This is a genomic window from Cytobacillus sp. FSL R7-0696 (assembly GCF_038006865.1).
In the GTDB taxonomy this organism is placed as follows: Bacteria; Bacillota; Bacilli; order Bacillales; family Cytobacillaceae; genus Cytobacillus; species Cytobacillus kochii.
Genome location: NZ_JBBOWA010000001.1, coordinates 4,373,615 through 4,387,216 on the forward strand (window position 1 = coordinate 4,373,615; position 13,602 = coordinate 4,387,216).

12 protein-coding genes are annotated in these 13,602 nt (G+C 36.9%); all 12 read right to left on the bottom strand.

The genetic code is table 11. From position 1 onward, the window contains the following. Positions 1-176: 176 nt before the first annotated feature. The 12 genes from MKX29_RS22270 to MKX29_RS22325 all read right to left on the bottom strand — a co-directional run bounded on the left by MKX29_RS22270 (position 177) and on the right by MKX29_RS22325 (position 13,459). Positions 177-422 carry a DUF3243 domain-containing protein gene (locus tag MKX29_RS22270; protein WP_095369466.1) on the bottom strand — a complete coding sequence of 82 codons (246 nt, stop codon included), beginning with the start codon at positions 420-422 and terminating at the stop codon, positions 177-179. 111 nt (positions 423-533) lie between these two features. Next, a complete protein-coding gene (gene ymfI / locus MKX29_RS22275; protein WP_341107849.1) occupies positions 534-1,256 on the bottom strand; it encodes an elongation factor P 5-aminopentanone reductase in 723 nt (240 codons plus the stop codon). 64 nt (positions 1,257-1,320) lie between these two features. Beyond that, positions 1,321-2,607 carry an EF-P 5-aminopentanol modification-associated protein YfmH gene (gene yfmH / locus MKX29_RS22280; RefSeq protein ID WP_341107851.1) on the bottom strand — a complete coding sequence of 429 codons (1,287 nt, stop codon included), beginning with the start codon at positions 2,605-2,607 and terminating at the stop codon, positions 1,321-1,323. Then, complete coding sequence (yfmF, locus tag MKX29_RS22285) at positions 2,607-3,887, bottom strand: EF-P 5-aminopentanol modification-associated protein YfmF (RefSeq protein WP_251161478.1); 1,281 nt, start codon at positions 3,885-3,887, stop codon at positions 2,607-2,609. The genes yfmH and yfmF overlap by 1 nt, the downstream gene beginning before the upstream one ends. A gap of 210 nt (positions 3,888-4,097) precedes the next feature. Further along, positions 4,098-5,057, bottom strand: a complete 960-nt coding sequence (locus MKX29_RS22290; protein WP_251161477.1) for an ABC transporter permease — start codon at positions 5,055-5,057, stop codon at positions 4,098-4,100. Next, entirely contained in the window at positions 5,058-6,104 is a 1,047-nt protein-coding gene (locus MKX29_RS22295; protein WP_095369470.1) for an ABC transporter permease, read from the bottom strand. It lies immediately after the preceding gene. Continuing rightward, positions 6,097-7,629, bottom strand: a complete 1,533-nt coding sequence (locus tag MKX29_RS22300; RefSeq protein WP_341107856.1) for an ABC transporter ATP-binding protein — start codon at positions 7,627-7,629, stop codon at positions 6,097-6,099. Before MKX29_RS22300 ends, MKX29_RS22295 begins: the two co-directional genes overlap by 8 nt. 202 nt (positions 7,630-7,831) lie before the next feature. Next, on the bottom strand, positions 7,832-8,926 hold the full coding sequence (locus MKX29_RS22305) for a BMP family lipoprotein (RefSeq protein ID WP_341107858.1): 1,095 nt from the start codon (positions 8,924-8,926) through the stop codon (positions 7,832-7,834). A gap of 50 nt (positions 8,927-8,976) precedes the next feature. Beyond that, positions 8,977-9,705: a GntR family transcriptional regulator gene (locus MKX29_RS22310; protein WP_341107861.1), complete on the bottom strand. Its 729-nt coding sequence runs from the start codon at positions 9,703-9,705 to the stop codon at positions 8,977-8,979. Positions 9,706-10,078: 373 nt separating this feature from the next. Further along, a complete protein-coding gene (locus tag MKX29_RS22315; RefSeq protein WP_289433557.1) occupies positions 10,079-12,415 on the bottom strand; it encodes a DNA translocase FtsK in 2,337 nt (778 codons plus the stop codon). Positions 12,416-12,527: 112 nt separating this feature from the next. After that, positions 12,528-12,740, bottom strand: a complete 213-nt coding sequence (locus MKX29_RS22320; protein WP_224938641.1) for a YlzJ-like family protein — start codon at positions 12,738-12,740, stop codon at positions 12,528-12,530. After that, on the bottom strand, positions 12,737-13,459 hold the full coding sequence (locus tag MKX29_RS22325) for a ClpP family protease (protein ID WP_224938654.1): 723 nt from the start codon (positions 13,457-13,459) through the stop codon (positions 12,737-12,739). Before MKX29_RS22325 ends, MKX29_RS22320 begins: the two co-directional genes overlap by 4 nt. Between the last annotated feature and the right edge of the window lie 143 nt (positions 13,460-13,602).

Genomic DNA, 13,602 nt, shown 5'->3' on the forward strand with positions numbered 1-13,602 from the left:
TCCAGATATTCTTATTACACAATATTAATTTATTTTTAATTAAATCTAGGTTCTATAATATATGATTTTCCACTAATATGAAAGGAAAATCCTTTTCGTTTGTAAAAATATATGTAAAATAAGAAAAAAGCAATTAAAGGCATATACACCTTCATTGCTTTTCCCATACCTGCTAATTATTTTTGTACTAATTTCACAACTAAATTAGCAATCGCATGTTGTTCTTCCTCACTTGCGACAGACCAAAGATCAGCAAGAATTTTCTCTTGGTCGTTTTTTGGCTCTACTGATCCAGCAAGATAATCTCCAATTTGATAAGCAATTTCACTTACCGTAGATTGATTCATCCCTTGATCTTGACCTTGTTCTAAACGCTCACCTAAAAAATCTTTCCATTGTTGCCAATTATCTAGTACAGACATGGTATTTCCTCCTCGTTATAGACATTTGCCTCAACAGGTAGATGGTGCAAATGCAAAATATTAGAACGTACAATATTATCATGCAACGAGGAGAAATAAATTATTCATTCTTTATGTATACCAGCCACCATTGACACTTATGGTTTGGCCAGTTATATAAGAAGAGGCGTCAGATAATAAAAATGCACAAGCATGAGCTACTTCACTTGGATGACCGAACCGACCGATGGGAATATCATTCTTAATATCTTCCATTTCCATGTCGTTAAAGAAGGACATCATCTTTGACTCAATGGCACCTGGAGCAATTGCATTTACCCGTATACCGCTATAAGCGACTTCTTTACTCAATGCCTTCACAAAGCTAATCTGTGCTCCTTTAACAGCTGAATAGACCGTTTCACAGGCAGAGCCTGTTTGTCCCCATATCGAAGAAATAAACTGTATATTGCCTCGTTGTTTTGTTACAAGTTTTGGCATTAATGCTCTCGTTAATAAAATCGGGTTTAAGACGTGTACGTTCATTAAATGTTGGACATCAACATCTGTCATGTCAGTTAGTAGACCATAATAAGCATGACCGCTGCAATGAATGATCGCATCAAGTGAAAAAATGTTTCTAACAATTTTTTGATATCCTTCAGGTGAGGTTAAATCAGCAGAAATAGCGATATATTCACCGCCATAAGTATTCAAAGCAGCCAATAACTGATCAATACGAGATTGATTTTTGTTGTAATGCAAATAAAGGGAATAACCTTCTTTCGCTAATACCTGTGCAATTGCTTCGCCAATATCTCCACTAGCTCCCGTTATTAATACAAATTTCTTCATTTTTTTCCTCCAAAAAACAAATACATAAATCAAGCTAGCCCACCTAAAACGGGGCTAGCATCATTTATTTTGGTAAAACTTGGCACACAGACATTCTTTCCTCAGAAAGTAATTCTTTTGCCGCTTCATTAATATCATCCAACGTTAACTTTTCAAGAAAAGGAACAATTTGAAAGAGATCCATATCATTGAATGAGTAACGAGTAAATTGATTGGCTATATATTCAGGAGAGTTAAGTGCCCTTAAAAACCCACCAATCTTCTTCTTGATTGAGCGTTGAAGTGCTGCTTCATCCCAATTTGCACCATTCGTAGACTGCAATAAAATCTCTTTCACTTTTTCAGCAAGTTTATTTGGGTCACTTGTATCTCCGCCAATCATAGCAAAGCCAAACCCAGATTCTTGGGAGTAATCGTAAGAGAAAGTATCATCGATTAAACCTTCACGATAGAGATCATTGTAATGTTGCCCACTTTTTCCAAATAACAAGTCTAACATAACATTTAGGCTTAGTTCTTTTTTAAGCATCTCCGCCCCTTGCTGGCTGGCATCGTTTGTTTTAATGCCCACCATACATTTCGGGGTTTGCACATTCATTCTTAATGTACTTATCGTTTCAGCAACCGTTTGCGGCTCTTGATCAAAGATTCTATCAATTGCAGGCTGCTCGCTATAACTTTTACTAGCCTGATTTTCCCTTACTTGAGCAATTATAGCTTCTGGGTCAACTGGACCCACTACAAAAAGCAACATATTACTTGGGTGATAAAAAGTATGATAACATTCATACAGCATATCCTTTGTAATGTGAGAGATACTTTCAATCGTTCCCGCAATATCGATTTTCACAGGGTGATGATGATATAGGTTTGCTATTAGACCATAATATAGACGCCAGTCAGGATTATCATCATACATTGTAATCTCTTGTCCGATAATGCCTTTTTCTTTTTCTACCGTTTCCTTAGTAAAATAAGGGTCTTGGACAAAGTCAATCAATGTAGTTAAATTCTCTTGAACGTTTGAAGTACTTGAAAAAAGATAGGCCGTGCGAGTAAATGAAGTAAATGCATTGGCAGATGCACCTTGGCGACTAAATTGTTGAAACACATCTCCATCTTCTTTTTCAAACATTTTATGCTCTAAGAAATGGGCGATGCCGTCTGGTACTTTAACTGGTTCATTTTTATCAAGCGGGACAAAGTGATTATCGATCGATCCGTATTTTGTCGTAAATGTTGCAAAAGTCTTATTAAAACCATTTTTCGGTAGGACATAGACATCTAAACCATTGGCCATTTTTTCATAATAAAGTTTTTCTTGAAGCTGATCAAATGCGATTTGTTCCATTATTTTTGCACCTCTTTTCCATGAAGAAAGTAAATTGTATCAAGCTGAACTTTCTTAGCTACAGTTATAATGTCTTCCTTTGTCACTGCTTCCATTCCATTCATCCATTCAGTTAAGTCCATTTTTTGTTGAGAAACGATATTATGATAGAGCACTTCTGCGACACCTCTTGCTGTATCCATTGTTTCCAACATTTGGTTCTGAATGACCGCTTTTGTCTGCGTAATCTCCTCTTCTGTAAAGGCACCCTTCTGCATTTCCTCTAATTGTTCTTCAATAATAGAAGTTGCTTGCCCATAGCTGTTGTTGTCAATTCCAGACATCACCATCAATAAACCTTTGTGACTTTCTAAACGACTGGCGACATAATAGGCTAGAGAAGCTTTTTCTCTTACATTAATAAATAATTTTGAGTGGGAGAATCCGCCAAAAATTCCGTTAAATATTTGTAACGCACTATATTCAGGATCACCATAAGTGATACCCGTACGATAACCAATATTTAATTTCGCTTGTTTCACATCCTGCTCTTCCTTAATCGTTTCTGGCTCAATCAAATCGTTTGCTCTTGCCATTGAGGCTTCTTTAATAGGTCGAGTTTTTAAAGGTAATAATTCACGAACATATTGTTCAACTTCATTTGTATCAATATCACCAATCATATATAAATCAAGCTCATCTTCAGCTAGAGCCTTTTCGTAATAATGATAAAGAGACGATTCTGTAATTAATGGTAAATCATCTAATTCACCGTGTACATGGAGCGCATAGGCTTCATCTTTACACATTTCTTGTACAAGACGTAAATTGGCATATCTCATTTTATCATCATTAACTGCTTGTATCCGTTGCTTTAATGTTCTTTTCTCACTTTCAACCACCTCTCGGTCAAAAGCTCCATTATTAGATAATGGATGGAGTAAAAGCTCTGAAAGTAATTCAAAAGCTTTTCTAAGTAGTGGAGTCTGATCAGATAGAAATTTTTCATTTGCCATTTCAATAGTCATGGAAATAATGTGGTACTCCCCTTTTTTTGAGAGGTCCACATATAAGGAAGCGCCATAAAGCTCATCTAAGTATGCCCTCAGCTTAGCCGTGGTAGGATAAGCAGCGCTACTACTTTCTAACACATGCGGTAATAAAGCCCTTAGTGTAACAGTATCTTTACTTAAAGGCGCTTTCATTTTCCAAACAATCGTATTGGTTTTATATTTATCTGTTTTAATTTGATGGAGCTTTACACCATCAATTTCTTTAACTGTTTCTGTTGTAATATTCATTAATAAACCTCCTTATTCCTTTTTACCTTAAAACATCCTATTTGCATCTCTCTACTTCCTATTTTGTCATCTTTTTAGTATATGTATGAAAAGAAAACAATATTTTCTATTATATACGTTAATAACCATCCTATGCTAATCTTGCAGTCATCTATAGGAGAAAATAAGTAAAATAAAAGTCTCAGGGCTAATCTCCCGAGACTTTACTTATTATCTATTTCCTTTTACATACGGTACCCCAGATGCTTTTGGCGCATCTGCTCTACCTATAAATCCAGTGAGTGCTATAATCGTTAATACATATGGTGCAACAAGTAGATAGACATTTGGGATATTCTCTAATAGCGGTAAGCTAGAACCAATAATACTCAAACTTTGGGCAAAGCCAAAGAATATCGCTGCACCCATTGCTCCTAACGGATGCCATTTCCCAAATATCATTGCAGCTAATGCCATAAATCCTTGTCCACTAATTGTCGCATGACCAAAATCAGAAGAGATCGCTTGGGCATATACACCGCCACCTATACCACCTAGCGCTCCCGAAAGTAATACGCCATAATAACGCATTTTTGTCACATTAATCCCCATTGTATCTGCGGCCATCGGATGTTCGCCAACAGACCGTAATCTGAGACCGAATTTTGTCTTATAAATGACATACCAAGCAACCACAGCGAAAATGATTGCTACAAACGAAGTGTAATACGTATTAGAAAAGAATATCGGGCCAATAAACGGGATATCACTTAAAAGCGGAATATCTATTTTACTGAAGCTCTCTTGAATGATATCTGTTTGCCCTTTATCATAAATAAATTTTACTAGAAATAAGGTAACCCCTACTGCTAACAGATTGATTGCGACACCAGAAACGGTTTGATCCGCTCTAAAAGTGATGGATGCGACCGCATGAATAGCTGAAAAAATGACTCCAGCAAGCATGGCTACTAATAGTGAAACCCACGGGGTCCATGCCCCTAATACATCGGCAAACGATAAATTGAAGACAATTGCTGTAAAAGCACCAATTACCATTAATCCTTCTAATCCAATATTAATGACACCTGAACGTTCTGAGAAAGTTCCACCTAACGCGGTGAAAATAAGGGGTGCTGCCCAAAGTAAAGTAGTTGGCACAATAATCATTAATATTTCCATGATACCCACTTACTTCACCCCCTTCTTATTAATCTTTCTTATGAGTAAACGAATCATATAACTTGAAGCCACAAAGAAAACAATTAAAGCAATAATAATATCAACCAATTCGTTCGGAACGCCTGCTTCTAGTGGCATATTAAGGGCACCAACCTTCAAGCTCCCGAAAAGAATCGCCGCCAAAACAATACCTATCGGTGAATTAGCACCTAATAAAGCTACAGCGATACCATCAAACCCGACCCCAGTAAATCCACTTTTCACAGCGGCATATCCGAAAGTCCCAAGCCCTTCCATAGCACCAGCTAAACCAGCAAAAACTCCGGATATCACCATGGAAAGAATAATATTCTTTTTAACATTCATGCCTGCATAATTTGAAGCATGTTGATTTAAGCCAACAGCCTTCAACTCAAATCCTCTCGTTGTTTTCTCCAAAATAAACCACATAATAATAACAGCAATAATGGCAATAACAATTCCCCAGTGCATACGAGAGTAATCTGTTAAAGATTCTAATAAAGGTGAACGAAGACTTGCTGTTTCAGCAATTGGATCCGAACTATCACTACCTTCTGACAATTTTGTTCGAATAATATAGTTCGTAATATGAAGTGCTGTATAATTCAACATAATTGTGACAATAACTTCATGAACACGATATTGCGCCTTTAAGAAACCAGGTATAAATGCCCAAATCGCTCCCGCTAAAGCAGCAGCTAGCACAGCTAAAGGTAAATGAATGATCTTCGGTAGTTCAAAAGCTACACCTACCCAAACAGCAGCTAACCAACCTACAATTAATTGTCCTTCAACTCCGATGTTAAAAAGGCCTGTTTTAAAAGCAAATGCAACTGCAAGGCCAGCTAATATATAGGGGATGATTTGTCTAACGGTTTCACCGAAAAAATAAACATCACCAAATGCACCATTCCAAAGAGCTATAAACCCTGCAATAGCATCATAACCTGTTACAATCATTAAAATAGTCCCGACAATGATACCAAGTAGCACGGCAATGATCGGTATTAATATATTCTGCATACGGTTAGACATTTCCATCACCTACCTTTTTCTTCGTTGAACCGGCCATTAATAAGCCCAACTCTTGCTCTGTCGTTTCCTTGGGATCAACCATTGCAATGATTTTCCCTTCAAAAATAACAGCAATACGGTCACTCACATTCATGATTTCGTCCATTTCAAAAGAAACTAACAGCACGGCTTTACCTTGATCTCTTTGGTCAATTAACTTGCGATGGATGAATTCAATTGCACCCACGTCAAGCCCCCTTGTCGGTTGTGAGGCAATTAATAAATCTGGATTACGATCTACCTCTCTGCCGATAATCGCTTTTTGCTGATTACCTCCAGAAAGAGCGCGAGCTGGTGTATATTCACTTGGTGTTCGTACATCATATTCTTCTATTAATCTATTTGCTTGGTCATAAATCGCTTTCTTATTCATCAAACCTGTTTTCGAATAAGGCTGTTGGTAATAGGTTTGTAGTACCATATTTTCACCAATTGTAAAATCTAATACTAAGCCATGTTTATGGCGATCTTGCGGTATATGTCCAATACCTGATTCAGTTACTTTTCTTGTATTTAATTTAGTAATTTCTTTATTGTTTAACAGAATTAACCCTTTATCTACTTTTCTTAATCCTGCAATTGCTTCTACCAATTCTGTTTGTCCATTACCATCTACACCTGCAATACCGACAATTTCCCCTTTTCTGACTGTTAAGTTTAAATTGTCTACCACTGCGATATTGCGGGAATCTTTTACTGTAAGTGATTGTATTTCTAATGACGCTTCTTTCGGCTTAGCTTCTGTTTTTTCAGTTTTAAACGTGACTTCCCTACCAACCATTAAACTAGCTAATTCATCGGGATTTGTTTCAGATACATTTAATGTTCCGATTCCCTCACCTTTACGAATAACCGTTACTCGGTCACATACTTCCATAATTTCTTTTAGTTTATGAGTAATTAGAATGATAGATTTACCCTCTTTAATCAGCTTACCCATTATTTGAATAAGCTCTGCAATCTCCTGTGGCGTTAGCACTGCTGTAGGTTCATCGAATATTAGGATATCTGCTCCTCGATAAAGTGTTTTTAAAATTTCAACTCGCTGTTGCATTCCTACGGAAATATCTGCAATCTTTGCTTTTGGATCTACCGATAAACCATATTTTTTTGAAATTTCGCTAACTACTTTTTCCGCTTCTTTTAAATCAATTTTACCTTTTGAAGTGATCTCTTTGCCTAAAATAATATTTTCTGTTACTGTGAATTTATCAACTAGCATGAAATGTTGGTGAACCATCCCAATACCTAACTCATTGGCGACATTTGGATTCGTGATTTTTTCAATGTTTCCCCTGACTTTAATCTCCCCTTTTTCAGGTTGATAAAGACCAAATAAAACATTCATTAACGTTGATTTTCCTGCACCATTTTCTCCGAGGAGCGCATGAATTTCTCCTGGTTTAACTTGAAGTGTGATATTATTATTCGCTACAATACCCGGAAACTCTTTACGAATATTGAGCATTTCAATAACATATTCCACCCTCTCCACTCCTTACCCTTATGTAGTTAGAGGTCAGACCTCGCTTTTTATTTATGATTGATTTAACATCCATGAATGAAATTTTAGGCTTATTTTTAAAAACCTAATTGAAAAGGATAATTTGTGTACTTATTATTCTTTTCAATTAACCTTTTAAGTTAAAAAGGAATAAGAGATTTCAAGTCCCTTATTCCTTTCCTCATTACTCTGCTGTAAATGCCTTCGCTTCTTCTACTGATTGAGGAGGAGTAACTTCTCCACTCTTAATTTTTTCAATCCATTCGTTAACTTGTGTTTCAACTTCCGCTTTGCCAGCGAACTCTTCGTTGATTGGTGCCAAAGTCACACCATCTTCATCTAAACCGTAAACAGTAGTTTCGCCACCAGGGAAGTTCCCATCTTTTGCTTTAGTAGCGATATCTTGTACAGCAACGTCTACACGTTTCATAGCAGATGTAAGGATAATATTATGATCTCCGACTACCCCTTCTGCTGATTGGTCAGCGTCAACACCAATTGCCCAAAGTTCTCTCTCTGGATCTTTTCCTTTTAAGTCACGAGCTTCTTTGAATAATCCATTACCTGTTCCACCAGCCGCATGGAAGATGACATCAATGCCAGAGGCATACATCTTAGAGGCAATCGATTGACCAAGCTCTGCTTTGTCAAATGCACCTGAGTAATTGCTTTCTACTTTAATATCTGGATTTACAGCTCTAACACCTGCAATAAACCCTGCTTCAAAGCGTTCAATAACAGGGAGCTCCATCCCGCCGATAAAACCAACTGTATCCCCTTTTGTTGCATTTGCAGCAACGACACCAGCTAAGAAACCTGATTCTTGTTCTTTAAACATAATGCTAGCTACATTATCTGCCTCTACTTCTGAATCAATAATTGAAAATTGGCTATCTTTTTGTTGTTCGGCAATTTCAGCAATCGCATCATGCATCATCGCTCCAACACCAAACACTAAATTGAATTTTTGACGAGTTAAGTTATTTAAATTTGTTGCATAATCAGCATCAGATTGGGATTGAAGGTAAGTGTATCCACCTTTACCTTCTTCTAAGCCATTGTCTTCACCAAAAGCTTTAATCCCTTCCCATGCAGATTGGTTAAATGATTTATCATCTACGCCACCAACATCTGTTACCATTGCAACCGTGAATGACTCTTCTTTGTTGCCTTCTGAACTTGATCCTTTTTCGTTTTCTTCTGAAGAACCACATGCTCCTAAAATGGTACCTGCTGCTAGTGCAAAAGAAAGTACTAATCCAAGTTTACGTTTTTTCATTTTGCTCCCCCTTAAGGAATTGGTTTACATTAGTAGATGAGTATGATTGATTAGTTAATCCGTTTTCTAAGAACATGGAAGCTAAATTTGTCTGCTCTAAAATAGTTAACCGAGAGGAGTAATGGCTCGTCTTGTTCAGTGTAATGCATTTGCTTAAGAACAAGTAGAGCTGTCTCAGGACTACAGTCTAAAATAGGTGAGACCTTCTCGTGATAACCAATCGGTTCAATTTCAGAGACCGCATATGTAATTCTTCTGCCTGTTTTTTCTTCCAAATTTTCAAAAATAGATTCTTTTTCCCAAGAGATAGAGTCTGGAATATGCTTCGCCAACATTTTATCCAAGCAATGAACAACAGGTTCACCATTTGCCGTTCTTACCCGTTCTACTACTAAGATTTCTTCATCTGCTGAACAGGAAAAAAGTCTGATATCTTCCTCACTAGGACATTGCGTCTCTGAGCTAAGGAATATAGTCCCAGGTTGCATACCTGCTTGGGTAATCATATTAGTGATACTATTTAACTGTTCAATTCCTGATGTAAATAATGGCTTTGTATTTACAAACGTGCCGACACAGTGTCTACGAATAATGACATTTTCTTCTTCTAATATCCTTAATGCCTCTCTTAATGTCGCACGACTGACACCTAATTGTTTGGCAAGATCAAATTCTGAAGGTAATTTTTCTCTCTCTTTATAAATTCCTTTATCAATATCTTGCTTCAAACGATCAATTACTTGTAAATATAAATGGCGGCTATCTGACTTAATAGACATGCTGTGCTCCTCCAAATCCAAATCTCAAGACATCAGACCTCTGATGTTCAATCATCTCTACTAATCGAAAATACTATACCATTTTTCTAAATATAAAGAAACATATTTTTCAAAAAATGTCGAAAAAGATAGTGAAAAAAGTGAATATTTTTCACATTTGTTGACTCATAGTTGATGTCTTAAAGAGTTTTGTTTAATTATTTTCCCTTTCGTTATAGGCTTCTTATGATAAAAATCAAATGCTACTAAAATATTTTAGAAACCCTAAAAAAAGAATAGGTCATATTTATAATAAATATTAACCTATTCTTTGTACATACTTTCTTTCAATTGTTGATTAAAGCTGTGTTGCTAAAAAGCGTTAAATATATTTTTAAGAAGATGCCTCATCAACACTTTGGCTGACGAGTACTGTTCTTGGTTTACTTCCCTCATAAGGTCCAACGATTCCTCGCAGCTCCATTTCATCAATTAACCTCGCTGCTCGCGTATAACCGATACGGAACCTCCTTTGCAACATGGAAACAGAGGCTGTTTGCATTTCAATGACAAGCTCAACTGCTTCATCATATAATTTGTCATCAACTTCACTTGCTTGTGAATCTGGTAAATCATCGGGAATCATTTCTTCTTGATATTGCGCTTTTTGCTGACCGATGACAAAATCAACAATTTCTTCAACTTCATCATCCGATAAAAATGCGCCTTGCACCCGTATAGGTTTTGATGCGCCGACTGGCATAAATAACATATCGCCTCTTCCTAATAACTTCTCTGCTCCGCCCATGTCTAAAATCGTCCTTGAATCCGTCATAGAAGAAACAGCAAACGCAATTCTTGATGGAATATTTGCTTTAATCACACCCGTGATGACATCCACTGAAGGACGTTGAGTGGCAATGATAAGATGAATACCAGCTGCCCTAGCCATTTGTGCTAATCTAGTGATCGCATCCTCAACATCCGATGAAGCAACCATCATTAAGTCCGCTAACTCATCAACAATAACAACGATGTAAGGGAGTAGTGGTTGCTTAGCTTCCTCTGTTTTATTTTGCCTTTTTATAAATTCATTATAACCTTCTATGTTTCTTGTGCCTGTATGGGAGAATAATTCATATCTTCTCTCCATTTCGCTTACAACCTTTTTCAGTGCTTGAGAAGCTTTTTTGGCATTTGTCACAACAGGGGCTAATAAATGTGGGACCCCATTATATACATTAAGCTCTACCATTTTTGGATCAATCATCATCAATTTCACTTCATGAGGTTTCGCCCTCATTAAAATACTAGTAATAATGCCATTAATACAAACACTCTTCCCACTTCCTGTCGCTCCAGCGACGAGCAAATGCGGCATTTTATTCAACTCTGCTGTGACAGCTTCGCCAGTAATATCTCTTCCTAAACCAATTAATAGCTTTGAATCATTGCGATCTTTACCTTTAGGTTCAATGACCTCTCTTAAGGAAACCATCGCAACTTCTGAATTCGGTACCTCTATCCCGATAGCTGATTTTCCTGGAATTGGTGCCTCAATTCGGATATCTTTTGCTGCTAACGCAAGGGCTAAGTCATCACTTAAACTAACAATTTTACTTACTTTCACACCTACATCAGGATGTACTTCATATTTGGTTACTGCCGGTCCAAGATGAACTTGGGTTACTTTAGCTTTGACACCAAAGCTTTGGAAGGTTCTCTCAAGCTTTGCTGCATTATCATGAATAAGTTTATATTCACCGCTTTGGTCGGTGTGATTAGGTGCCTTTAATAATTTCATTGGTGGTAGTTTATAATCCTTATTTTCCACTTCTGTAAATGTAATCGGTGGTACAGTCTCATCTTGCTGCTCTTCGTCCTCCGGTTGACTCTCGCTTACCCCTTGTACCGGTACTGTACCATCTTGTTCTTGGTCATAAGCATTTTGAGAGAAACTAGAAATAATTGGTTCTTCTGGTGTACTGTCTTTATCCATTTCTTCTGAGCTGTTATGAATCGTTATTGCCGCCTCTTCTTGATTTTCTTTACTTCTTCTCGTACGAGGTTTAGCATTGCGCTTATTCTTTTTACTTACCCAACCTTTTACATCTTCAAGAAATGCTAGCCATTGTTTTTTTAGAAATTGAGCAAATGAAATGGTCATATCACCCATCGCAGGGCCAAAAGTTTTTCCTGTAATTAATATAATTCCTACGATAATCAAAAGAAATGCAATAATTTTTGAGCCTGCTTCATCAAATAAATAATAGAAAACAGCAAACATTAATGCTCCAATCATGCCCCCACCCAAATCTGAAGTGCTGGCTTGATTTGTCACCTCACCCCAGTAGAGACGCCATGTATTCATTATTACACTTGGGTCGGTAAATGCTCCCCCATTTGAAAGTAATTCAAATAACGTTACATGACTTAATAACAGAAGTGCACTAATAATGAAGTACATGCCCACTAATTTCATATGAAAGAGATCAGGTCTCTCCCTTTTCCACATTAGAAACCCTGCATAAATCACTAATCCAATTAAACAAAGCATGTACCATTCGCCGGTAAAAAACCTGAAAAAAAGTACGATTGCTCCACCTACTGCCCCTAATTTCGCTATCGCAATCACTGCTAATGCGAGCATCACTAGAGCAGTTAATTCATATTTTAAAGTTTGTCTCACTTGTTGCTTTTTTCGCGTTTTACGCTTCTTTTTTTTCGCCATTTTATCACCTGATTTATAAGTACTTGAATGATGCATGAAAGAAGAGAGCAGCCTTTTAGTGGCTGCTCTACGTTTGTTCATTTATTATAGCATAATTTCATCCATCTTTTGCTTAACTGAGGGTGATTTTTACTCCAGGTCCAATATTTTCATTCATGAAATCATTTGGGTCCGTACTCATTACTTGGATTACACGATATTCAGAACCACTAGTGAATTCCACTAGTAACGGGATACCTTCAAAGTTAACCACTTTTTGTTTCGCATATTCAGATGGTTCAGCTTGGTATATCCATTCACTTGGCATGGCTGTATATAATATCATTGTACAAGCCCCTCCTGCTGTTCATTGTTTTCAATTAACTCCTCAAGTTTTTTTAATGCTGGGCCAATACCACCTACTTCATTAATCAAACCAAACTCAACAGCATCAGCACCAATCACATTCGTTCCAATATCTCTTGTCAAATTTCCTTTAGCAAACATTAAGTCTTTAAACTTCTCTTCAGTAATCTGTGAGTGTTTTGTTACAAAGTTAATGACACGTTCTTGCATTTTATCTAAATACTCAAAAGTTTGTGGCACCCCAATCACTAAGCCAGTTAACCGAATGGGGTGAATGGTCATCGTTGCTGATTCAGCAATATAAGCATAATCACAAGATACGGCTATAGGTACACCTATTGAGTGTCCACCACCTAACACGATTGAAACTGTAGGCTTTGACAATGATGCCAACATTTCAGCAAGCGCTAACCCTGCTTCTACATCTCCCCCTACAGTATTTAATATTACTAACAAACCTTCTATTTTTGGATTTTGCTCAATGGCTACAATCTGAGGGATAAGATGTTCATATTTTGTTGTCTTATTTTGTGGCGGTAATTGTAAATGCCCTTCTATTTGTCCAACGATTGTCAAACAGTGAATTTTGGAATCTTGAGATAGTTGCGGTACATTTGTTTGACCTAATTGCTGTATCTTTTCCATTAAAGGCGATTGTTTATCTTCTTTAGGTTGTTGCTCTTGATCATTCCCATTCATTTCAAAATCCATAAGACTTCTCCCTTCAAACTTTTATATATTTAGTATGAACAGGGATGGGATTTTCATTCTATTAATGCACTTGGAAACGAAGATATCTATTATCGAAATCAAAATATAAGCAGGCAATCACGAATACGTAA

What these genes read in the sequence shown, in the direction of transcription:
- MKX29_RS22295 (WP_095369470.1), bottom strand. Translation starts at nt 6,104, where the DNA reads ATGTCTAACCGTATGCAGAATATATTAATACCGATCATTGCCGTGCTA.
- yfmH (WP_341107851.1), bottom strand. Translation starts at nt 2,607, where the DNA reads ATGGAACAAATCGCATTTGATCAGCTTCAAGAAAAACTTTATTATGAA.
- MKX29_RS22320 (WP_224938641.1), bottom strand. Translation starts at nt 12,740, where the DNA reads ATGATATTATATACAGCCATGCCAAGTGAATGGATATACCAAGCTGAA.
- ymfI (WP_341107849.1), bottom strand. Translation starts at nt 1,256, where the DNA reads ATGAAGAAATTTGTATTAATAACGGGAGCTAGTGGAGATATTGGCGAA.
- yfmF (WP_251161478.1), bottom strand. Translation starts at nt 3,887, where the DNA reads ATGAATATTACAACAGAAACAGTTAAAGAAATTGATGGTGTAAAGCTC.
- MKX29_RS22305 (WP_341107858.1), bottom strand. Translation starts at nt 8,926, where the DNA reads ATGAAAAAACGTAAACTTGGATTAGTACTTTCTTTTGCACTAGCAGCA.
- MKX29_RS22270 (WP_095369466.1), bottom strand. Translation starts at nt 422, where the DNA reads ATGTCTGTACTAGATAATTGGCAACAATGGAAAGATTTTTTAGGTGAG.
- MKX29_RS22315 (WP_289433557.1), bottom strand. Translation starts at nt 12,415, where the DNA reads ATGGCGAAAAAAAAGAAGCGTAAAACGCGAAAAAAGCAACAAGTGAGA.
- MKX29_RS22310 (WP_341107861.1), bottom strand. Translation starts at nt 9,705, where the DNA reads ATGTCTATTAAGTCAGATAGCCGCCATTTATATTTACAAGTAATTGAT.
- MKX29_RS22325 (WP_224938654.1), bottom strand. Translation starts at nt 13,459, where the DNA reads ATGAATGGGAATGATCAAGAGCAACAACCTAAAGAAGATAAACAATCG.